Here is a 20420-nt window from a genome sequence, read left to right on the forward strand (position 1 = left end):
CCTGCTCTGCCCGGCCGGTGGCACCGCCGATGCGTATGGTGTCGGTAAGCAGTCCGTCCGCCACTGTTGTCGCGCGAGAGGAGCGCCCCGTGCACGAGGTCAGAGCCGTCGTCGTGAAGGGCAAGAACGAACCCGCCACCCTGGAGACCATCCTGGTGCCCGACCCCGGACCGGGGGAGGCGCTGGTGGACGTGATCACCTGCGGGGTGTGCCAGACCGACCTGCACTACAAGGTCGGCGGGGTCGGGGACGAGTTCCCCTACCTGCTCGGCCACGAAGCGTCCGGGGTGGTGGCCGCCGTGGGCGCCGGAGTCACCGAGGTGGCAGCTGGCGACCGCGTGATCTTGAACTGGCGGGCGGTGTGCGGCCAGTGCCGAGCCTGCCGCAAGGGGCAGCCCTGGTACTGCTTCGCCACGCACAACGCTGCGCAGAAGATGACCCTGACCGATGGCACGCCACTCTCCCCGGCCCTGGGCATCGGCGCATTCACCGAGAAGACGTTGGTGGCTGCGGGCCAGTGCACCAAGATCGACGGTGAGATCGCGCCGGAGCAGTTCGCTGCCCTCGGGCTGCTCGGTTGCGGCGTGATGGCCGGCATCGGCGCCGCGATCAACACCGGCGCAGTGCAGCGCGGGGAGTCGGTGGCCGTGCTCGGTTGCGGCGGGGTGGGCACGGCAGCGGTAGCCGGGGCTGCGCTCGCCGGGGCGACCACGATCGTCGGTGTGGACCTGGACGACGAGAAGCTCGCCACCGCCCGCCGCTTCGGCGCCACGCACACGGTGAACGCCCGCGAGCAGGACCCGGTCGAGGCGATCCGTAGCCGCACCGGCGGCTTCGGAGCAGATGTGGTGATCGACGCGGTCGGGATCGCGGCCACGTTCAAGCAGGCGTTCGAGGCCCGCGACCTGGCCGGCCGGGTGGTGCTGGTCGGCGTGCCCGACCCGGGGACCAGCTGGCAGATCCCACTCGATGAGGTGTTCGGGCGCGGCGGGTCGATCAAGTCCGCCTGGTACGGAGACTGCCTGCCCTCCCGAGACTTCCCGATGCTGGTCGAGCAGTACCGGCTCGGACGGCTGGACCTGGACGGCTTCGTCACCGAGCGCATCGGCATCGAGGACGTGGAGCCGGCCTTCGACAAGATGACCGCCGGGAAGGTGCTCCGCTCTGTGGTGGAGATCAACCCGGCCCCGACCAGAGATGAGGTTCGATGACAACCGAACGTACCGATGCCAGCGGCCGGGTGCGGGTGCAGAACCTGGTCACCAGTGGCACCTTCTCCCTCGACGGCGGCACCTGGGAGGTGGACAACAACGTCTGGATCGTCGGCGACGACACCGAGTGCCTGATCATCGACCCGGCCCACGACGCACAGGCCGTGGTGGATGCCGTCGACGGGCGCAGGGTCGGCGCCATCCTGCTCACCCACGGCCACGACGACCACATCCGTGCGGTGCGCGGAGTCGCCGGGGCCACCGGTGCACCGGTCTACCTGCACCCGGACGACACGATGCTCTGGCAGCAGGTCTACCCGGAGACGACGGCAGACCTTGAGCTGGCCGACGGTGACCTCTTCCGGATCGGTCTGGTCGAGCTCACCGCTCTGCACACCCCCGGGCACTCACCGGGCTCGACCTGCTTCTACGCCCCCGACCTGGGCGAGGCCGGTGTGCTGTTCTCCGGTGACACCCTCTTCCAGGGTGGTCCGGGAGCGACCGGGCGGTCGTACTCGGACTTCGACGTGATCATCGCCTCCATCCGCGAGCGGATCCTCACGCTGCCGGAGGGCACCGAGGTGCTCACTGGCCATGGGGAGGCGACCACCGTCGGGGCGGAGAAGCCGCACCTGCAGGAGTGGATCGACCGGGGGTACTGAGCAGGTCCCCTGGTCGTGGTGTTCGAGGGTTCGGTGCGCCGCCGACCACGACGCCGGTGCCGGCCCTACCCGTGCCGCCGGATGAGTCCTGCGATGCGGATGTGCATCAGGAAGCTCGCCTGCATGCGGCGGTGTGCGTGATAGTTGAGGATCACGTGCGTCTGCTGCTCAGGGTAGTAGTACATGTGCGTGGCGGTGTAGCCGAGCCCGCCCACCGGGCGGGGGTAGCCGCGCAGGGTCGGGAAGAATCCGCCGAACAGGAGTGTGTTCATCCCGGCGCCGTAGTGGATGCCGGGGCGGAACCGGTTGCGCGGGTGGGCGAAGAAGTCGATCCACGCGGGATCGAGGAGCTCGCCGCCGTGCAGTGCACGCTGGAACCGCACGAGGTCGTGCGCCGTCGAGGGGCCGCCTAGCCCGCTGGTCCAGGTGAGGTTCGCGGCGAAGGCCCGGCGCGCGCCGCCAGTGCGCAGCTCGCTGCCGCGGGTGTCCAACCAGAAGGGTGCGAGGGTCGCGGCGAGCCTGTCGAGCCTGTCGGCATCCGCGCCGACCCACGCGGCGCTGTCGGTCATGCCGGCCGGCTCGAAGATGCGGGCGCGCAGCTGCTCGGCGAAGCCGACCCCGGACGCCTCCTCGATGATGCGGATCAGCAGGAAGTAGCCGGTGTCGCTGTAGCAGAACCGCGCGCCCGGCCGGGCCAAGGGAGGTAGGTGCGCGGACTGCTGCAGGAACTCCTGGATCGCCCAGACCCGGGACGGGTCGGCCAACAGCCTCGGGATCGCGCACTCGGTCTCATGCCCGCGCGGCGGCAGCATGACATCGGGCAGCCCCGAGGTGTGCGTCAGCAGGTGCTCCACCGTCACGTGGTGGGCATTGTCGATGCCCGGGGCCGCTGGCAGTGGTGCGAGGTCCTCGTCCGGCAGCAGCTCGCCGAGCGGACTGTCCAGGCGCAGCAGGCCGTCAGCCGCTAGCTGCGCGATGAGCGTCGCGATGAACACCTTGTCGATGCTCGCGACGAAGAACGGTTGGTCCGGGTCGCCGACGGAGAGCTCGAGGTTCCTGCCGGTCACGAGTGCGACCGGAGCCACCGGGAACTGGTCGCTCGTGGTGCGGCGGAGCGTGGCAGCGGTCCGGCGAACCGCGATGTCGACGTCCATGACTCTCCTGGCAGAGTAGATGTATCTCATAGACGTATCTAGTAGATATGGCCGAGGGTTGTCAAGACCTACACTCCACCTCATGGCCCATGTGATCCTCGGACTGCTCCTGCTCTGGCCGCAGAGCCTCTACGACCTGCGGAAGCACTTCGAGGCAGGGATCTCGCTCTTCTACAGCGCCAGCACGGGCAGCATCAAGCGGGCGCTGGACAGGTTGCTCGCCGACGGCCACATCCGGGTCGAGTCAGAGTCCGGTCCCCGAGGGAGGAAGACCTATGTGGTCACCGATTCCGGCAGGCAGGAGTTCCGCCGGTGGATGCTCTCCGAGCTGTCGGGCACTGATGTCGAGGGTGCCATGCTGGCGCGCGTGCACTTCCTAGGGCTCTTGGACCCCCATGAGCGTCCGGCGGTCGCGGCGCGCATCGACGAGCGCCTCCGTCAGGATCTCGGTCGCCTCGAACGCCTGGCCGCCCAGGTCTCCGTGGCCGAGGTCCCGGCAGGGTTCGAGGACGTCTCGCGCTACCAGGTCGCGACGCTGCAGTACGGCCTGACCTCGCATCGGGCGGCGCTGGCCTGGGTCGAGGAGTACCTTCCGGGGCGCTGAGCCTCTTCGCGCAGATCGTCACCGAACCGTTGTGCGCTGTTCATCCCGTTGTGGCCAAACCGTCCACTTGGCGCCTGTAGTCTGGACGCAATGTCCACACGGATCGGAGCGACAATGCGACCGACAGTCGTCTTCGACTTCGACGGCACCGTGGCCCTCGGCCGTGGCCCGCTCGAGGCCTACGCGACCTGCCTAGGTGAGCTCACCGACGGTGAGATGCTGACTAGCTGCCGCACCGCCGTCGAACGCTTCGACGCCGGCCAGACCAGTTACCGGGACGGCTACGACGCCATCCAGACCACCGCCCGCGGACGCGGCGCCACCGACGAGCAGCTCTCCACCGCCTACCTGCGCAGCCGCCAGCTGCTCGCTACCGACGCCGCACCCATCCACCCGCCGGCCGGCTTGGCCGAGTTCGTCAACGAGCTGACCACCCGGGCCACCTGCGTGCTCGCCACCAACGCCCCCGACCTGGGCATCGACCGTGCACTCAGCGCGCTCGGGCTGGCCGGGGCGCTGACCGCCGTGCACTGCTCCGTCGGCAAGCCCGACGGCCTGGAGCCGATCATCGCCGCCACCCTGGCCGACGGCCCCACGCTGGCCGTCGGTGACATCTGGGAGAACGACCTGGCTCCCGCCCAGCGCCTCGGCGCCGACACCGCCCTGGTAGGAGTCGGGCAGCCCGCCGGCACCCCGACGCTGCGCGGGGCCACCCTCACCGACCTCTACGACGACATCCACGCCTGGGCCTCCCGGCCGGTCACCGTGCCCGCCGGCGCCCGCCCCGCAGAAAGGCTCTGACATGCGCCGCACCATCAAGACCCTGCCCATCGTCCTGGCCGTCGGGGCACTCGCCCTGGCCGGCTGCAGCTCCGGCGACGCCACCGGCTCCACCGACGGCGAGTGGCCCGAAGAGATCACCGTCTCCCTGGTGCCCTCGATCGAGGGCGAGGACCTCGCCGAGGCTCTCGACCCGCTGACCACCTACCTCTCCGACGGGCTGGACATCGATGTGCACGGCGTCGTCGCCACCGACTACAACGCCACGGTCGAGGCTCTCGGGGCGGACCAGGCGCAGGTGATCATCACCGATGCCGGCTCGCTGTTCAACGCGATGGAGCGCCACGACGCCGAGCTGGTGCTGCGGGACGTGCGCTTCGGAGCGACCTCCTACGCCTCGATCGCGATGACCAACGACCCGGACAAGTACTGCTCCGACGAGCCGGTCGCCGCTACCTACGAGGCCACCGGCGAGGAGCTGCTCTACTGCAACGGCACCGAGCCCGAGGACGTGGCCGCGGGCCAGGGACCGGCGGGCGTAGAAGCCCTGGCGAACGTCACCGCCGGCACCCGGGTCGCGCTGCAGGCTGCCACCTCACCGGCCGGCTACCAGTACCCGATCGTGACCATGCAGGACCAGGGTGTGGACACCGAGAGCATCGAGCAGATCCCGGTCAGCGGCAACAACAACGCTGTGCTCGCGGTCAACAACGGCGACGCCGAGGTCGGCTTCGCCTACTGGGACGCCCGCTCCACGGTGACCGAGGAGGCCCCCGAGGTCGCGGAGAACGTGGTGGTGTTCGCCTACACCGAGATGATCCCCAACGGCGGCGTGGCAGTCTCCTCTGAGCTGCCTGACGACCTGGTCAGCGAGCTCACCGAGCTGATGGACGGCTACGCCGACTCCTCCGAGGAGGCCGCATCGGTGATGTACGACCTGGTGGGCCTGTCCGACTGGACTTCCGAGACCGAGGAGGACCAGATCACCCGGTACGGCGAGGTGCTCGCCCAGTTCTCCGAGTAAGCACCGGGACCCGCCATGACAGAAGCTGCCAGCACCACCCAGCCCGACGGCGTAGCCACGCCCTGGTCGATCACGCTCGAGGACGTCTCGGTCACCTACCCGAACGGCACCCGCGCGCTGCGCGGGGTCTCCGCGCACATCGAGGCGGGAGAGATGGTCTCCATCGTCGGCCTGTCCGGGTCCGGGAAGTCCACCCTGATCCGCACCATCAACGGCCTGGTCCCGGCCACCTCGGGTCGGGTCGTGGTCGGTGGCCATGAGGTGACCGGACTGCGCGGCCGGGCGCTGCGCCAGCTGCGCGGGCACATCGGGATGATCTTCCAGAGCTTCAACCTGGCCGACCGCACCAGCGTGCTGAACAACGTGCTGGTCGGGCGGTTCGCCCACACGCCCAGCTACCGCACCCTGCTCGGGCTGACCAGTGCCGCGGACAAGGAGCTGGCGCTGCGCTGCCTGGACTCGGTGGGCATGCTGGAGAAGGTGTGGGCCCGCGCCGGTGCGCTCTCCGGTGGGCAGAAGCAGCGGGTGGCGATCGCCCGCGCCCTGTGCCAGCAACCCTCGGTGATGCTCGCCGACGAACCGGTGGCCAGCCTGGACCCGCCGACGGCGCACGCGGTGATGGGCGACCTGGCCCGGATCAACGCCGAACGTGACCTGACCGTGCTGATCAACATCCACATGATGGACCTGGCCCGGCAGTACAGCCGGCGGATGATCGGCCTACGCGACGGCGAGATCGTCTACGACGGCCCAGCCGCCAGCGCCACCGACGCCGACTTCGAGCAGATCTACGACCGGCCGATCCAGAGCAGGGACCGGATGGGAAGCGCCCTGTGACCACCCAGACCACCGAGCTGCGGATGCCGCCCAAGCCACGGAACCGGTGGCGGACGGCCGCGATCGTGGCTGCGCTGTGCACGTTCACCGTGCTCACCTGCCTGCCGGCTATCGGTGGGGTGGAGCTCGACTTCGCCGGGATGGTGCGCAACTGGGCCAACGGTGCGGACAAGATGGGTGAGCTGCTCCGCCCGGACTTCTCCTTCCTGCCGCGCACCATCACCCCGATGCTGGAGACGCTCGCGATGGCGGTGGCTGGCGCCGCGCTGGCCGCAGCCGCCTCGATCCCGCTCACCCTGTGGGCAGCCCGGCCGAGCAACCCGAACCGGGTGACCCGGCAGGTCGTGCGGTTCATCATCAACGTCAACCGCGCAGTGCCGGACCTGGTGTTCGCCATGGTACTGGTCGCGATGGTCGGGGTCGGGGTGCTGCCCGGTCTGATCACCCTGTTCCTGTTCGACGTCGGCGTGGTCGTCAAGCTGGTCTCGGAGGCGATCGAGGGCGCCGACCACCACTACATCGAGGCCGGGCAGGCCGCCGGCGGCACCCAGTCCCAGATCAACAAGGCCACCCTGCTGCCACAGTCCTGGACCCTGTACGCGAACCAGTGGCTCTACTCGCTGGAGCTGAACGTGCGCATCTCAGCGATCCTGGGCATCGTCGGCGCCGGCGGCATCGGACGACTGCTGGACGAGCGCCGCGGCTTCTACGCCTATGACGACGTCTCGGTGATCATCCTGGAGATCCTCGTCGTGGTGATGATCATCGAGCTCTGCTCCAACCTGCTCCGCTCGAGGCTGCGATGACCACCACGACGCTGCCGGACCTCACCCTGCCGACCCGCCCCTCCCGGCTCCGGGAGACGATCGCCGCGGTGCTGGTCGGGGCTGTGGTGCTGGTCTCGATCATCGGCCTGGACATCCCCTGGACCGAGCTGTCCGACATCCCCGGACGGGTCGCAGAGTACCTGCGGCTGATGTTCGCCGAGCCGAGCTGGGAGAAGCTCCCGCGCGCCCTGTTCGAGACCTGGCGCTCGGTCTCGATGGCCTGGCTCGGTGCGATCGGATGCGTCGTGGTCTCCATCCCGCTGGGCATGCTCGCCGCACGTGGCGTGGGGCCGGCCTGGCTGCGGTTCGTCCTGCGCCGGTCGTTCGCAGTCATCCGTGCCGTGCCTGAGGTGATCATCGCCCTGGTGCTGCTCACGGTGACCGGCCTGACCCCGTTCACCGGTGCGTTGGCACTGGGCATCGCTGGGATCGGCACCCAGGGCAAGTGGGTGTACGAGACGATCGAGTCCGCCCAGGAGGGGGCCTCCGAAGCCGTGCGCGCCGCCGGTGGGAACACGGCCGAGGTGACCCGGTGGGCGCTCTGGCCGGCCGCGGCGCCGGCACTGATGTCCTTCGCGCTCTATCGGTTCGAGATCAACATCCGCACCTCGGCCGTGCTCGGCCTGGTCGGTGCCGGTGGCATCGGCACGATGCTGTCGAACTACACCAACTATCGGGAGTGGGACACGGTCGGCATGCTGCTCATCGTGGTCGTGGCGGTCACGATGGTCTTCGACCTGGTCTCCGGGTCGATCCGCCGTCGGATCATGGAAGGAGGTCGCGCCCGTGCCGTGGACCGGTGACCCGGACGCGCCGGTCACTGCCCGGATCGCCGCACTGGAGCCCTCTCTGCAGCGTAGCGAGCGCCGCGTGGTGGCCACAGTGGCCGAGGACCTGGCCGCCGCTGTGGAGTGCACCGCGCAGGAGCTCGCCGACCGTGCCGGTGTGGGTCGTGCGTCGGTGATCCGCACCGCGCAGACCCTCGGCTACGACGGCTACCCGCAGATGCGGGTGGCGCTGGCGCGCGAGCTGGCCCTGGCGCCTTCTCGGGAAGAGGCCTCGGACACGGTGATCGGACGGCTGCGCGGCGCCGTCGAGCAGTTCGGCCGCAGCCTGCCCCGCCTCACTTCCGCCCTCACCGAAGAGCTGGTGGAGGAGTTCGTGGCCGCTGTGGACGCCGCGCCCCGGGTGGTGGTGGTGGCTACCGGGCTGTCTGCTCCGCTGGGCCTGGACCTGGCGATGCGACTCAGCTCGGCCGGCCGTCCGGCCGAGTACCTGCCCGATGCGCTCGCCCAGCAGATCGCCGCCGGCAGCCTGGAACCGGGATCGGTGTGCCTGGTGATCTCCGGTTCCGGGGCGACCGCCACCAGCCTGGACGCTGCGGCTGCCGCTCGGCAGGCTGGCGCCACAGTGCTGGTGATGACTTCGTTCGCACGGGCGCCGTTGGTGTCCCGCGCCGACGTGGCCCTGGTGATCCCGCCGGTGACCGAGTCGTTCCCGGACGAGCTGCTGCACACCTCGCGTGCGGCGCTCGCGCTGGTGATCGAGACGCTGGTGGAGGTGCTGGTGGCTCGGCGGGGGAGCAGGGGGTGGCAAGCTCGCGCTGCGGCCATCGCCCAGGTGGAGAAGCGGCTCAGCGAGTAGCCAGACGGTTGAGGGGACCGGGTGGCGGACGGTCTAGGCGTCCGGGTCGGCTCGTCGCCGGATCGCCTCCTGCAGCCGGCTCCCGTACCGCTGATGGCGACCGTGCGTGGGCGAACAGGCAGGGTCCACGCGGTGGCGAGACCCTGGGAGAAGGCGTCACGATCGAGTCCCTTGAGATAGTCCGCCTGAGCGAGCGCGGTGAGCACCCGGCCGGCCTCCGCAGTGATGAACTCGGGGCGGCAGTGGGCGATGCCCGTACCGCCGGGGCCGGTGTCGGTGTCCCGGAGCTGACCGCCCCACTCGTAGGAGCCGGCAACGAGGTGAGCGTGGATCGCCTGCAGGTGGTGGAGATCGAAGTCGCCGGGCAGAGGATGGCGGGAGAGCTCGGCCATGCAGACCGCGACGAAGCGTCGCTCAGCTGCTTTCCAGAGGGCGACGTCCGTCCTCGTGCTCGCACCGTCAGCTTCAGGCTACCTGCGGGGTCTGATAGCCCTTCGGCAGACCGCCGCGCCTGTGGGCAGAACCTTCCCGGAATACCCTCTAGGGGTATGCCGTTGGGCGGGATGAAGCGATGAAGAGGAGAGTCGATGAAGAGCGCCGAGCACCAGGGCCGCTCCGGGCACGCCGGCCACGGGGCCGGGCACGCCGGCCACGATGCGCACCACGGCCACGCCGGGCACGGGGACCACGTTGCGCAGTTCCGGCGGCTGTTCTGGATCATGCTCGCCCTCGCTGCCCCCACCGTGGCGCTGAGCCCGATGTTCGCCGACCTGCTCGGCTACACCCCACCAGAGGGCACCGCCTGGATCCCCGCGGTCCTCGGCACGATCATCTACGCCTGGGGCGGGCGCCCGTTCCTCACCGGCGCGGTCAGCGAGCTGCGCGGCAAGGCGCCCGGGATGATGCTGCTGATCGGTACCGCGATCACCGTCGCCTTCGGTTCCTCCCTGGCCGCCACGTTCGGCCTGCTCGCCCACGACCTGGAGTTCTGGTGGGAGCTGGCGCTGCTGGTGGTGATCATGCTCCTCGGCCACTGGATCGAGATGGGTTCGCTGGCGCGCACCTCCTCGGCGCTGGACTCGTTGGCCGAGCTGCTCCCCGACGAGGCGGAACGGCTGGAGACCGACGGACGCACCGCCGTCGTACCGGTCGCCGAGCTGACCACCGACGACCTGGTGATCGTGCGCCCGGGCGGGCGCATCCCCGCCGACGGCCAGGTCACCGAGGGCCGGGCGCACGTGGACGAGTCGATGATCACCGGTGAGTCCACCCCGGTGGCCCGAGAACCCGGGGACGTAGTGGTCGCCGGCACCGTGGCCACCGACTCCGCGCTGCGCGTGCAGATCACCGCAGTGGGGGAGAGCACCGCCCTGGCCGGCATCCAGCGGATGGTCACCGAGGCGCAGTCCTCCGCCACGAAGGTGCAGCGGCTGGCCGACCGGGCCGCTGGCTGGCTGTTCTACTTCGCGTTCGGTGCCGCCATCCTCACCGCGATCGTCTGGCTCGTCGTGGGTACTCCCGCCGATGCGCTCACCCGGGTGATCACCGTGCTGGTGATTGCCTGTCCGCACGCTCTGGGCCTGGCCATCCCGCTGGTGGTCTCCATCTCCACCGAGCGGGCTGCCAAGGCCGGTGTACTGATCAAGGACCGGCTCGCGCTGGAGCGCTCCCGGACCGTCAGCGCAGTGCTGTTCGACAAGACGGGCACGCTCACCACCGGTGCGCCCGTCCTGACCGACAGCACGACGGCGGAGCACGCCGCTGGTCTGGTCAGCTCCGCCGACGAGATGCTCGCCTGGGCGGCCGCGGCCGAGTCGGACAGCGAGCACCCGCTGGCGCGGGCCATCGTGGCGGCTGCGGCCGAGCGTGGGCTGCAGCTGCCCGAGGTGAGCGACTTCCAGGCGTTGACCGCTAGCGGTGTGACCGCCCAGATCGAGGGGCACGAGGTCAAGGTCGGCGGGCCGCACATGGTCGGCGAGCTGGGGCTGGAGCCGCTGGCCGAGACCGCGCCCTGGGGTGAGCGCGGGCGAACGGTGCTGCACGTGCTCGTCGACGGTGAGATCGTGGGCGCCCTCGGCCTGGCCGACGAGGTCCGCACGGAGTCGCGGCAGGCGGTCGAGGAGCTGCATGACCGGAACCTCCAGGTGGTGATGATCACCGGCGACGCCGAGCCGGTCGCCCGCGCAGTGGCTCAGGACCTGGGCATCGATGCGGTGTTCGCCCAGGTGCGCCCGGAGAACAAGAGCGCGAAGGTGGCCGAGCTGCAGCAGCAGGGGCACGTGGTGGCGATGGTCGGCGACGGTGTGAACGACGCTCCCGCGCTCGCGCAGGCAGACGTGGGCATCGCGATCGGCGCCGGCACCGACGTGGCCGCCGCGTCTGCCGGAGTGATCCTGGCTGGCAACGACCCGCGTAGCGTGCTGTCCGTGCTGCACCTGTCCACTGCCGCCTACCGGACGATGCAGCAGAACCTGTGGTGGGCCTCGGGCTACAACCTGGTGGCCGTGCCGCTGGCCGCCGGTGTGCTCGCACCGGTCGGGTTCGTGATGCCGATGGCCGTCGGCGCGCTGCTGATGAGCGCCTCCACGGTGGTGGTGGCGCTGAACGCGCTGCGGCTGCGCCGCCTGGACCTGCACCCGGCCTGACCCGGCCCAGAAAGCGAAGTTGCTCGTCGATCTGGTCACGAATCGTGACCAGATCGACGAGCAACTTCGTCCGGATGGGCGGCAGGGCGCTCTGGGTGGCCGTAGGGCGCGCGGAGCGCTGGCCCTCAGAGGACTGCCCGGAGGAACTCCTTGGTGCGCTCGTTCGACGGGTTGGAGAACATCACGTCCGGCTTGGCGTCCTCGATGATCTTCCCGCCGTCGAACATCAGCACCCGGTCGGAGACGTCCTGGGCGAACTGCATCTCGTGGGTGACGATCAGCATGGTGATGTCCGTGGTCGCGGCCAGGTCCCGGAGCACGTTCAGCACGTCACCGACCAGCTCGGGGTCCAGCGCGGAGGTCACCTCGTCGAGCAGGATGATCTCCGGGTCCATCGCCAGGGCGCGGGCGATAGCCACCCGCTGCTGCTGACCACCGGAGAGCTGGGTGGGGTGCGCATCGCCGCGATCCCCCAGGCCCACCTGGTCGAGCAGCTGCTGGGCGCGGCCGCGGGCCTCCTCCTTGGACTTGCCGAGCACGTGGATCGGTGCCTCGATGATGTTCTCCATCACCGACATGTTCGGGAACAGGTTGAACTGCTGGAACACCATCCCGATCCGCTTGCGGGTCTGGGCGACCTGCTTGGCCCGGAGCTCGACCCGCTTGCCGTTCTCCTTCTTGTGCGTGAGCGGCTCACCGTCCACGTAGATGTAGCCGCCGGTGAGGTGCTCGAGGGTCATCAGCAGCCGCAGGATGGTGGTCTTGCCGGAGCCGGACGGGCCGATCAGCGTGACCCGCTCACCCTTGCCCACGTGGAAGTTGAGCTCGTTCAGCACCGTGTGGTCGCCGAACCGCTTCACCACGCCCTCGAAGATGATGCCCGGCGACGCCTCGGACTGCTGCGCCGCTGATGCCTGGGTGGTCTCGTCAGTACTCAAGTTTCTTCTCCAACTTTCGCATCAGGACAGCAGTCGGGTAGCTGGCGGCCAGGAAGATCAGGCCGGCGATCGTGAACGATTCGATGTAGCTGAACTTCATCCCGCCGAACTCCCGCGCACGGGTGACCATCTCCGCGACGTGGATGAAGATCAGGTACGGGGTGTCCTTGAACATCGCGATCGTCCAGTTGCCCAGCGAGGGCAACGTGTTGCGGATCGCCTGCGGCAGGATCACCGCACGCCAGGTGCGCGTGGCCGGAAGGCTCAGCGCTGTGGCCGCCTCCCACTGCCCAGAACGGATGGACTCGATCCCGGCCCGGTAGGACTCCGCCATGTAGGTGGAGTAGTGCACCCCGAAGACGATCACCCCGATGATCAGTGCGTCCACGCGTGGGCGGAACACGACCACGCCGTAGAACACGAAAAGGAGCTGCACCGGGATCGGCGTCATCCGGACGAAGTCCAGGAAGAGGCGCAGCGGCCAGCCCAACCACGCGGGGAGCTGGCGCAGCCCGATCGCCCAGACGAGGCCGAGGATGATCGAGAGGAGCGAGGCCACGACGGTCACGAGCAGGGTGACCTTGAGGAAGGCCACCAGCAGCTGCGGGAATGCCTCGACGGCCAGGTTCCAGTCGAAGATCGCTGCCAACATGTCAGGCCACCGCCTCTGCTGTTGCCTTGGTGGTGCTCGCTGCCTTGACCCACAGCCCGAGGCGGTGCTGGGCGCGGCGCTCCATCCACCGGAAGAGTGTGGAGACGATCAGGGCGATCACGAGGTAGATGAGCAGCGCGGCGCCGAAGGCTGCCCAGACGCCGTTGGTGATCCGCGCCTGGTTCGCCTCGAACGTGATGTCGTTCAGCAGCACCAGACCAACTGCTGCGGTGCCCTTGACCAGCATCACAGCGAGGTTGTTGAACCCGGGCAGCATCAGCGCCCAGGCCTGCGGCCAGATGATCCGCCGCATCTTGGTCAGCCAGGGCATGGAGAGCGCTGTCGTGGTCTCCCACTGCCCCTTGGGCACGGCGTTCAACGAGCCCCGCACGACCTCGGCACCGTAGGCGCCGTAGTTGAGGCCCAGGGCCACGATCGCGGACCAGAGGCTGCCGAGGTCCACGGCGAACAGCTGGGGGAACACGTAGAAGATCCAGAACAGCTGCACGATCAGCGAGGTGCCGCGGAAGATCTCCACGACGATCCGCGCCAGGGTTGCCAACCACTTCGGCCCCTGGTGCATGGCCACGCCCAGGAGCACAGCGACGATGAGCATCAGCACGGCACCGCCGAGGAAGGAGTACACCGTGGCCGACAGGCCCTCGGAGATCAACCTCGGCAGTACCGTGCTGAAGTCAGAGAAGAACTCCGTCACGAGACTGAGCCCTCGTTACTTGGATTCTTGGATCTCGGCGGCTTCCTGCAGGTCCTCGTCGGTGCCCTCGCAGAACATCTCCGTGGTCAGGCCCTCAGCAGGACGCTCGGCCTCGGTGAAGCCGAACTCACCGACAACCTCCTCGAAGCGCTCCGGGTCGCTGACGATCGCATCGAGCTGCTCGTTGTAGGCCTCGAGCAGATCGGTGTTCTCGTCGCGGAAGACAGTGGCGCCCGCACTGACCTGCGGCACACCGTCGATCTCGGCGACGAAGGCTTCAGTGACCTCCACACCAGAGTCGGGGTTGTCCTCGGCCATGGACCGCAGCGAGATCGCGGTGAGCGCGAACGCGTCCACACGGCCGCTGGAGACGGCGGCCATACCGTCCTGCGAGCTCTGCACGACCTCCGGGTTGTCGATCCCGAGGTCGTCGGCGTAGCCCTGCTCGATCGTGCCGGACTGCACGGCCAGCTGGGCGTCGGAGTCGATCACGCTCTGCAGGTCAGACAGGCCCATCGGGTTGCCCTCCGGCACCATCAGCCCGGTGGTGTACATCAGGGCGGGGTCCGAGAACGAGGCCTGCGCGCACCGGTCCGGCAGGATCGACATCCCTGCGGAGACCGAGTCGTACTCGCCCTTGTTCAGGCCGGGGATGAGAGCGTCCCAGTCCACGTACTGGCCCTCGACGTTGTCGATGCCCATGGCGGCGTAGATCTCCCGGTCCAGCGCGATCGTCGCACCGGTGAGCTCACCGTCCTCCGTCTCCCAGCTGTAGGGGATCTCACCAGCGAAGGCGACGGTGATGCTGCCCTGCTCCTGGAGCTGCTCCAGGAGGTTGCCGTCGCCATCGCCTCCGGCTTCCTGTGCGGCGCCACAGGCAGCGAGACCGAGCGCGACCGCTGCCGCCGTGGCCGTTACCCCGGCGGTCCGCCGAATCGAATTTGCCATCATGGTCCCTTCAGTTGGTAGAGGCATCGACCGGCGCGCTCCGCCCAGGAGGAGCAAGTCCACCAGCTCTGGCGACAGTGCCGCGCAGATGGGCAGGACGTACCGGACGGGCTACCCCGACAGGTCGTTGATGCGTGATCACGCTAGGCAACCTCACCTAACCGCTCAAGCGCTAAGAATCGGTATTTTACCCGCGATCGAGTGCCGGTGGGCCAGAATGAAAAGCCGCATATTCCTGCGGCTGGTGGTGGAAGTCTTCGCGGCGGTCAGGTGCCGCTCGCGGTCCGGAATCGACGTTCGTATCGTTATTGTGATGAAACAATCTCCACAATTCCGTATGGAGTAGATGGGAAGCGCTTTGCCAACGGTTGACCAACAGGGGGTGATCCGGCGCTGCGCGGTCGAGGATGGCACCATGGAGTCATGGCATCTACGCTCTGGCTCACCGGTGACGCCGCCGCTGACCGACTTCTCGATCGGGACCCGCTGGCGCTGCTGATCGGCATGCTGCTGGATCAACAGGTGTTGATGGAGGCCGCGTTCGCCGGACCGGCCAAGCTGACCGAACGGCTGGAGGAGTTCAGCGCGGGCGCGATCGCGGCCATGGATCCGGATGAGTTCGCCCAGGTCTGCGCCACACCGCCGGCGGTGCACCGGTTCCCGGGCTCGATGGCCGGCCGGATCCAGGCGCTGTGCCAGGTCCTGGTGGACGACTATGACGGCGATGCCGCAGCGCTCTGGACGCGCGGAGAGCCGGATGGCAGGGAGATACTGCGCCGGTTGAAGGCGCTGCCGGGGTTCGGCGACCAGAAGGCGAAGATCTTCCTTGCCCTGCTCGGCAAGCAGCGCGGCCTGCAGGCGCCGGGTTGGCAGGAGGCCGCCGGCGTCTACGGCCAGCCGGACGTGCGGCGCTCGATCGCCGACGTGCGTGACGCTGACTCGCTGCACGAGGTCCGAGAGACCAAGAAGGCGATGAAGGCTGCCGCCAAGGCCGCCAAGGCTCGCTGATCCGCGCCCCTGCGCCGCGGTGCCGCAGAGCGCTGCTGCCAGGGCGCCTACCCGGGCGCGCTCGCGGCCGCGTCGGTCTACCGGCCGCGGGCTGGGCAGGAGCACCGGGGGTCCGGGGCAGGGTCGGCTGTCGGCGGAATCACACCAGATCCTTGCGAAACGATTCGACCCCGGCCCCGTCGGCAGAGCACAATAGAGCCTGGGCCGTGCTGCGCTCTCGAAGCGTTCACGCCCCACGCCTGTGGTGCGGCCAGCACCACCTCCCTGCACTGACCACCTGGCCCACCGTCGTCGGGCCGGACCGCTTGCTGCCCCGGAAGCTTACTGTTGACCTCGCCTGCGCCCACTGAGACCGCCGACTGCCCGACCGTTCCTACCGCCGACGGCGGAGCTGCCCCGGGCAGGTCCGCTCACCTGGACCAGGGGCGGCGGTCGCACACCGGGTCCACCGCTGCGCCGCGTCGCCGGTCCTCCACGGTCAAGCTGGTGCTGATGCTCGGCGCGATGGCCGCGCTCGGGGCGCTGACCACCGACATGTACCTGCCGTCGCTGCCGGAAGTGGTCGTGGACCTGGCCGCCGGCGAGGCGTCGGTGCAGTTCACCATCACCGCCACGCTGCTCGGTGGTGCGGTCGGGCAGCTGCTCATCGGCCCGCTCTCCGACCGGTTCGGCCGCCGTGCCCCGGTGCTGGTCGGGGTGAGTGTGCACGTGGTCGCCTCGCTGCTGTGCCTGTGGGCTCCCTCGGTGGCTCCGTTGATCGCCCTGCGCATCATCCAGGGCATCGGCAACGCCTCGGCCGCAGTGGTGGCCGTTGCGGTGATCCGGGACCGATTGATCGGTGCCGAGGCCTCGGCGATGCTCTCCCGGCTGATGCTGGTGATCGGGGTGGCGCCGCTGCTCGCACCGACCATCGGGGGAATGATCGCCTCGGTGTGGCACTGGCGGGCGGTGTTCGCCGCGCTGGCGCTGTACGGCGCGGTGTTGATCGTGATCGTGTGGAAGTTCCTGCCCGAGTCGCTGCCGGCGGACAAGCGGATCCGGTCCAACCGTGCCGTGGTCGGCTCCTACCGGGTGCTGCTCAAGGATCCGCAGTTCATCGCCCTCGCGCTGCTGCCCGGACTGGCGATGGCCGCTCTGTTCGCCTACGTCTCCGGCTCGCCGTTCGTGATCCGGGACGGCTTCGGGCTGTCCGAGCAGGAGTTCGCCATCCTGTTCGCCCTCAACGGGCTCGGCCTGGTGCTCGGCGCCCAGGTCAACGCTGCGCTGGTGCGCAGGTTCGCCCCGGTGCGCATCATCCGGCTGGCACTGCCCGTCTCCGTGGCCACCGCGGTGGTGCTGCTGGTGATGGCTGCCACCGGCGTCGGTGGACTGGTCGGGCTGTGCGTGCCACTGTGGCTGATGCTGGCGATCAATTCCCTCATCCCGCCGAACGCCTCGGCGCTCGCGCTCACCCGGCACGGTGAACGCGCCGGAGCGGCAGCGGCGCTGATCGGCTGCTGCCAGTCCGGTGTGGCCGGGCTCGTCGCCCCGGTGGTCGGCCTGCTCGGGGCAGACGCCACCGGGATGGCCGTGGTGATCGTCGGCGCGATGCTCACCGCGCTGGCCGTGCTCGCGCTGGGGACCCCCGCCTACCGCCGCGGCGGGTGGGTGATCTGAACTGCGCATGTTGGCGTGAGCGGCGGGGAAGGGGCACAGTGGAGGAATGAGTGCCACGACCACCTCCACCCCGATGTCGGAGGTGCTGCAGCTGCAACGATCGGCCTTCCACCGCGACGGACCGCCCTCCGCGGACGTGCGACGGGACCGGATCGACAGGTTCGCCAGCGCAGTCATCTCGCACACCGACGAGCTGGTGGAGGCCATCTCCACCGATTTCGGCCACCGCTCGCCGGTGACCACCCTGATCACCGACCTGGGCACGTTCGCGATCGAGGCAGAGCACGCCCGCGCCCGCGTGGACGCATGGATGCGGCCCCGCAGACCATGGGGGCGTCTCGGCTCCTTGGTCGGCCGTGCCGCTGGTCTGAGCGCAGCCGTGCACCCTTCTCCGCTGGGCGTGGTCGGAGTGATGGGGATCTGGAACTTCCCGCTGAACCTCACCGCCATCCCGGCCGTGTCCGCACTGGCTGCCGGCAACCGGGTGATGATCAAGATGCCCGAGCACCTACCGCTCACCTCGGAAGTGTTCGCGAACGCGGTGCACGACGCGTTCGACGTCGAGGAGATGGCGGTGCTCACCGGCGACGTCTCCGTCTCCCGCGAGTTCGCCTCCCTGGACCTGGACCACCTGTTCTTCACCGGGTCGGCCAAGACCGGCTCAGCGGTGATGGCAGCGGCCGCCAAGAACCTCACCCCGGTCACCCTCGAGCTCGGCGGGAAGAACCCGGTGGTCGTCTCCCCGGTCGCCGCGCAGAAGCGTTCCCTGCTGCGCCGGGCCGCCCAGCGGGTGGCGCACGCCCGGGTAGTGAACGCCGGTCAGGTGTGCATCTCCCCAGAGGTGGTGCACGTGCCCGCCGCCGCCACCAAGGCCTTCGTGCAGGACGTGTTCGCGACCTGGGGTGAGGTGATGCCGGAGATGTTCGCTGCCGACGACGTCACCACCCTGATCGACGACGACGCCTACGATCGGATCACCGGTCTGCTCGAGGACGCCGAGTCCAAGGGCGCCCAGGTGCTCACCTCGGTGCGCTCGGACGAGGACGGCCAGGAGGCGCTGCGGGCCGCCCGGATCCTGCCACCGACGGTGGTGCTCGGGGTCACCAAGGAGATGGCGATCGCCCAAGAGGAGGTGTTCGGCCCGGTGCTGAGCGTGCACTCCTACACAGACGTGGACGAGGTGATCGACGGGCTGGCAGAGCAGCGCGCACCGTTGGTGGCCACCTGGTACGGCCCGGACGACGCGGACTACCGCAGGTTCGTCGCCCGCACCCGCTCCGGCGGGGTGGCCCGCAACGACTGGGCGCTGTCCCAGTCCCTGCCCGGTCTGCCGTTCGGGGGAGTGGGCAGCTCCGGGATGGGCCAGTACCACGGCCGGTACGGCTTCGACACCTTCTCCCACCAACGCAGCGTGGTGGGCTCGCGCCTGCCGATCTCGCTGGCCACGCTGGCCAATCCTGGCGACGAGCGCATCCCCGCCGCCATGCGCACCCTGCTCGGCGGCTACGACCGGCTGCTCTCCCGCCGGCTGCGATGATGACCGATTGGCGAAGCGCAGAACACCTGCCGAAAGTGTGTGTTTCGCCCGCTGGTCGAACGGGTGATAGCACACCTACTGGTGGCTTAGCACCTGTTCATCCTGTGGGAACGTGGTCGTCGTGTCCCCCAGGAGCAATGCGCGGTAGGTTGCCAACGCTGCTTCCTCCAAGTTCAGCGCCCGGCGGTAGGCTGCCTGGACTGATTCGCCAAACACGCAGCATCCGTGGTGCCGCAGCACGATGCACTCGTGCTCCGCGGCCTCCTCGGACGCAGAATCCGCTAGTTCATCCGAGCCGTTGGGGAAGAATGGCACGATGCCCACCGAGCGCACGTAGACTCTGTGGTCCAGGGTGAACATCCGAATCGGATAGCCGAGAGCGTCTACCAGCACCGCATGTTGCGGATGAAAGTGCAGCACGGCAACGCTCTCCGGACGTGCCGCATAGATCCGCTGATGCAGCTTCCACTCGCTGGACGGCGCTCTGTTGCCAGCCAGGACCTCCCCTTCGAGCGACATCACCGTGAAGAGTGTCTCGTCCAGTCGGTCGAGCAAGGCGCCGCTGGAGGTCACCGTGAAAGTGCCGTCAGTGCTGCGGACTGAGAGGTTTCCACCGCTGGCGGTGACCAGACCACGCCTCACGGCATCGGCACCAGTATCGACGAGCTCTGCGACCTCAGCCCTCCGAACGCTCTCTGAGGATGCGCCCATCAGAGACTCGCTGCCACGTCTCGTACCACCGCTGCGACGCTCTGGCTCGCACCAGCGACTACGCGCGCAACCCCTTCAGCGGTGATGGGGTCCTTGCCGACGCCGGAAGCCATGTTGCCGATGCAGCTCAACCCCAGCACGCGCATGCCCAGATAGCCGGCGGTGAGCGCCTCGGGCACGGTGGACATGCCTACTACGTCGGCACCGAAGCCACGTAGCATGCGGATCTCTGCCGGTGTCTCGAGTGAGGGACCTGGCCACCATGCGTAGACCCCTTCTTGGAGGGCCGTGCCTGACCGAGCGGCTGCCGTGCGGGCCAACTGCCGCAGACTGTGATCATAGAGGCCCGTAGTCTCGGGGAACCTTGGCCCCCAGCGCTCATCATTCGGCCCACGCAGTGGGTCTACGCCAGTGGTATTCAGATGGTCGCTGATCATCATGATCTCACCTGGGCGGTAGTCGGTGTTGATGGCGCCACACGCGTTGGTCACGACCAGGGCCTGCACACCCAGCGCCCGCAGGGCAAAGATCGGGAACGTCACCTGGGTCAGGTCTAGTCCCTCGTAGTAGTGCAACCGGCCCCGCATGATCACTGTGGCCGTGCCCTCAAGGGTGCCGACCACGAGTTCTCCCGCATGCCTCTCCACGGATGGCGACGCAAATCCAGGTATAGCCGCGTAGGGGATCGATGCGACATCGGTTAAGAGATTGGTAACTGGGTCGAGCCCGCTGCCCAGGATCACCCCCAGCGTGGGGCGCATGTTGGTTCTCGCCGCGACGGCTTGTCGTGCGGCCTCGACGGTGTACTGTGTGGTCATCCTTCTTCCTCCTCGATAGTGGGACTCAGTTGACGTGCTCCCGACGCGC

At 68.8% G+C, this 20420-nt stretch carries 20 protein-coding genes; 13 read left to right on the top strand and 7 right to left on the bottom strand.

The genetic code is table 11. From position 1 onward, the window contains the following. The first annotated feature begins 89 nt into the window (after window positions 1-89). Both K338_RS0102395 and K338_RS0102400 read left to right on the top strand, forming a co-directional pair. Window positions 90-1211, top strand: a complete 1122-nt coding sequence (locus K338_RS0102395; RefSeq protein WP_022916588.1) for an S-(hydroxymethyl)mycothiol dehydrogenase — start codon at window positions 90-92, stop codon at window positions 1209-1211. Further along, on the top strand, window positions 1208-1873 hold the full coding sequence (locus tag K338_RS0102400) for an MBL fold metallo-hydrolase (protein ID WP_022916589.1): 666 nt from the start codon (window positions 1208-1210) through the stop codon (window positions 1871-1873). Before K338_RS0102395 ends, K338_RS0102400 begins: the two co-directional genes overlap by 4 nt. Window positions 1874-1938: 65 nt before the next feature. Here K338_RS0102400 and K338_RS20025 read toward each other — a convergent pair whose 3' ends face one another. Beyond that, a complete protein-coding gene (locus K338_RS20025; RefSeq protein WP_022916590.1) occupies window positions 1939-3027 on the bottom strand; it encodes a serine hydrolase domain-containing protein in 1089 nt (362 codons plus the stop codon). 82 nt (window positions 3028-3109) lie between these two features. Here K338_RS20025 and K338_RS0102410 point away from each other — a divergent pair, with 82 nt between their 5' ends. From K338_RS0102410 to K338_RS0102445, 8 genes are all read left to right on the top strand, one after another. Continuing rightward, window positions 3110-3631: a PadR family transcriptional regulator gene (locus K338_RS0102410; RefSeq protein ID WP_022916591.1), complete on the top strand. Its 522-nt coding sequence runs from the start codon at window positions 3110-3112 to the stop codon at window positions 3629-3631. 90 nt (window positions 3632-3721) lie between these two features. Further along, window positions 3722-4432, top strand: a complete 711-nt coding sequence (locus tag K338_RS20030) for an HAD family hydrolase (RefSeq protein ID WP_157612176.1) — start codon at window positions 3722-3724, stop codon at window positions 4430-4432. A gap of 1 nt (window position 4433) precedes the next feature. After that, window positions 4434-5435 carry a phosphate/phosphite/phosphonate ABC transporter substrate-binding protein gene (gene phnD / locus K338_RS0102420; RefSeq protein ID WP_022916593.1) on the top strand — a complete coding sequence of 334 codons (1002 nt, stop codon included), beginning with the start codon at window positions 4434-4436 and terminating at the stop codon, window positions 5433-5435. A gap of 15 nt (window positions 5436-5450) precedes the next feature. After that, window positions 5451-6272, top strand: coding sequence for a phosphonate ABC transporter ATP-binding protein (gene phnC, locus K338_RS0102425; RefSeq protein ID WP_022916594.1), 822 nt, complete (start codon window positions 5451-5453; stop codon window positions 6270-6272). Beyond that, a complete protein-coding gene (gene phnE / locus K338_RS0102430) occupies window positions 6269-7078 on the top strand; it encodes a phosphonate ABC transporter, permease protein PhnE (protein ID WP_022916595.1) in 810 nt (269 codons plus the stop codon). The genes phnC and phnE (K338_RS0102430) overlap by 4 nt, the downstream gene beginning before the upstream one ends. Then, window positions 7075-7902 (top strand): phosphonate ABC transporter, permease protein PhnE, encoded by an 828-nt coding sequence (phnE, locus tag K338_RS0102435; RefSeq protein WP_022916596.1) that lies wholly within the window; start codon window positions 7075-7077, stop codon window positions 7900-7902. Before phnE (K338_RS0102430) ends, phnE (K338_RS0102435) begins: the two co-directional genes overlap by 4 nt. Next, the gene (locus tag K338_RS0102440) at window positions 7886-8743 is read left to right on the top strand and encodes a MurR/RpiR family transcriptional regulator (protein WP_022916597.1); all 858 of its coding nucleotides are present in this window, start codon (window positions 7886-7888) and stop codon (window positions 8741-8743) included. Before phnE (K338_RS0102435) ends, K338_RS0102440 begins: the two co-directional genes overlap by 17 nt. A 587-nt stretch (window positions 8744-9330) precedes the next feature. Further along, the gene (locus K338_RS0102445; RefSeq protein WP_022916598.1) at window positions 9331-11388 is read left to right on the top strand and encodes a heavy metal translocating P-type ATPase; all 2058 of its coding nucleotides are present in this window, start codon (window positions 9331-9333) and stop codon (window positions 11386-11388) included. 125 nt (window positions 11389-11513) lie between these two features. On the opposite strand, the gene ehuA is transcribed toward K338_RS0102445, so the two are convergent. The 4 genes from ehuA to K338_RS0102465 form a co-directional block, all read right to left on the bottom strand. Then, entirely contained in the window at window positions 11514-12251 is a 738-nt protein-coding gene (ehuA, locus tag K338_RS0102450; protein ID WP_084480578.1) for an ectoine/hydroxyectoine ABC transporter ATP-binding protein EhuA, read from the bottom strand. Between the two features lie 64 nt (window positions 12252-12315). After that, window positions 12316-12978, bottom strand: a complete 663-nt coding sequence (locus K338_RS0102455; RefSeq protein WP_022916600.1) for an amino acid ABC transporter permease — start codon at window positions 12976-12978, stop codon at window positions 12316-12318. Window position 12979: 1 nt separating this feature from the next. Continuing rightward, a complete protein-coding gene (locus K338_RS0102460) occupies window positions 12980-13693 on the bottom strand; it encodes an amino acid ABC transporter permease (RefSeq protein WP_022916601.1) in 714 nt (237 codons plus the stop codon). 15 nt (window positions 13694-13708) lie between these two features. Beyond that, entirely contained in the window at window positions 13709-14641 is a 933-nt protein-coding gene (locus tag K338_RS0102465) for a transporter substrate-binding domain-containing protein (RefSeq protein ID WP_084480580.1), read from the bottom strand. 423 nt (window positions 14642-15064) lie between these two features. On the opposite strand from K338_RS0102465, the gene K338_RS0102470 reads away from it, so the two are divergent. The 3 genes from K338_RS0102470 (at window position 15065) to K338_RS20035 (ending at window position 18842) form a co-directional block, all read left to right on the top strand. Further along, complete coding sequence (locus tag K338_RS0102470) at window positions 15065-15649, top strand: HhH-GPD-type base excision DNA repair protein (RefSeq protein WP_022916603.1); 585 nt, start codon at window positions 15065-15067, stop codon at window positions 15647-15649. A 327-nt stretch (window positions 15650-15976) separates the two neighbouring features. Next, the gene (locus K338_RS0102475) at window positions 15977-17305 is read left to right on the top strand and encodes a multidrug effflux MFS transporter (protein ID WP_022916604.1); all 1329 of its coding nucleotides are present in this window, start codon (window positions 15977-15979) and stop codon (window positions 17303-17305) included. A 46-nt stretch (window positions 17306-17351) separates the two neighbouring features. Continuing rightward, window positions 17352-18842, top strand: a complete 1491-nt coding sequence (locus tag K338_RS20035; protein ID WP_022916605.1) for an aldehyde dehydrogenase family protein — start codon at window positions 17352-17354, stop codon at window positions 18840-18842. A 75-nt stretch (window positions 18843-18917) separates the two neighbouring features. Here K338_RS20035 and K338_RS0102485 read toward each other — a convergent pair whose 3' ends face one another. Both K338_RS0102485 and K338_RS0102490 read right to left on the bottom strand, forming a co-directional pair. Beyond that, window positions 18918-19553, bottom strand: coding sequence for a class II aldolase/adducin family protein (locus K338_RS0102485; RefSeq protein WP_022916606.1), 636 nt, complete (start codon window positions 19551-19553; stop codon window positions 18918-18920). Then, window positions 19553-20371, bottom strand: a complete 819-nt coding sequence (locus K338_RS0102490) for a purine-nucleoside phosphorylase (protein ID WP_022916607.1) — start codon at window positions 20369-20371, stop codon at window positions 19553-19555. The genes K338_RS0102485 and K338_RS0102490 overlap by 1 nt, the downstream gene beginning before the upstream one ends. Window positions 20372-20420: the final 49 nt, after the last annotated feature.

This window comes from Ruania albidiflava DSM 18029, from assembly GCF_000421225.1.
Taxonomy (GTDB): domain Bacteria; phylum Actinomycetota; class Actinomycetes; order Actinomycetales; family Beutenbergiaceae; genus Ruania; species Ruania albidiflava.

Bases quoted from the DNA above. Each gene is read 5' to 3' on its own strand.
- K338_RS0102400 (WP_022916589.1), top strand. From the start codon at position 1,208: ATGACAACCGAACGTACCGATGCCAGCGGCCGGGTGCGGGTGCAGAAC.
- K338_RS20025 (WP_022916590.1), bottom strand. From the start codon at position 3,027: ATGGACGTCGACATCGCGGTTCGCCGGACCGCTGCCACGCTCCGCCGC.
- K338_RS0102410 (WP_022916591.1), top strand. From the start codon at position 3,110: ATGGCCCATGTGATCCTCGGACTGCTCCTGCTCTGGCCGCAGAGCCTC.
- K338_RS20030 (WP_157612176.1), top strand. From the start codon at position 3,722: ATGTCCACACGGATCGGAGCGACAATGCGACCGACAGTCGTCTTCGAC.
- phnD (WP_022916593.1), top strand. From the start codon at position 4,434: ATGCGCCGCACCATCAAGACCCTGCCCATCGTCCTGGCCGTCGGGGCA.
- phnC (WP_022916594.1), top strand. From the start codon at position 5,451: ATGACAGAAGCTGCCAGCACCACCCAGCCCGACGGCGTAGCCACGCCC.
- phnE (WP_022916596.1), top strand. From the start codon at position 7,075: ATGACCACCACGACGCTGCCGGACCTCACCCTGCCGACCCGCCCCTCC.
- K338_RS0102445 (WP_022916598.1), top strand. From the start codon at position 9,331: ATGAAGAGCGCCGAGCACCAGGGCCGCTCCGGGCACGCCGGCCACGGG.
- K338_RS0102455 (WP_022916600.1), bottom strand. From the start codon at position 12,978: ATGTTGGCAGCGATCTTCGACTGGAACCTGGCCGTCGAGGCATTCCCG.
- K338_RS0102465 (WP_084480580.1), bottom strand. From the start codon at position 14,641: ATGGCAAATTCGATTCGGCGGACCGCCGGGGTAACGGCCACGGCGGCA.
- K338_RS0102470 (WP_022916603.1), top strand. From the start codon at position 15,065: ATGGCATCTACGCTCTGGCTCACCGGTGACGCCGCCGCTGACCGACTT.
- K338_RS20035 (WP_022916605.1), top strand. From the start codon at position 17,352: ATGAGTGCCACGACCACCTCCACCCCGATGTCGGAGGTGCTGCAGCTG.
- K338_RS0102485 (WP_022916606.1), bottom strand. From the start codon at position 19,553: ATGGGCGCATCCTCAGAGAGCGTTCGGAGGGCTGAGGTCGCAGAGCTC.
- K338_RS0102490 (WP_022916607.1), bottom strand. From the start codon at position 20,371: ATGACCACACAGTACACCGTCGAGGCCGCACGACAAGCCGTCGCGGCG.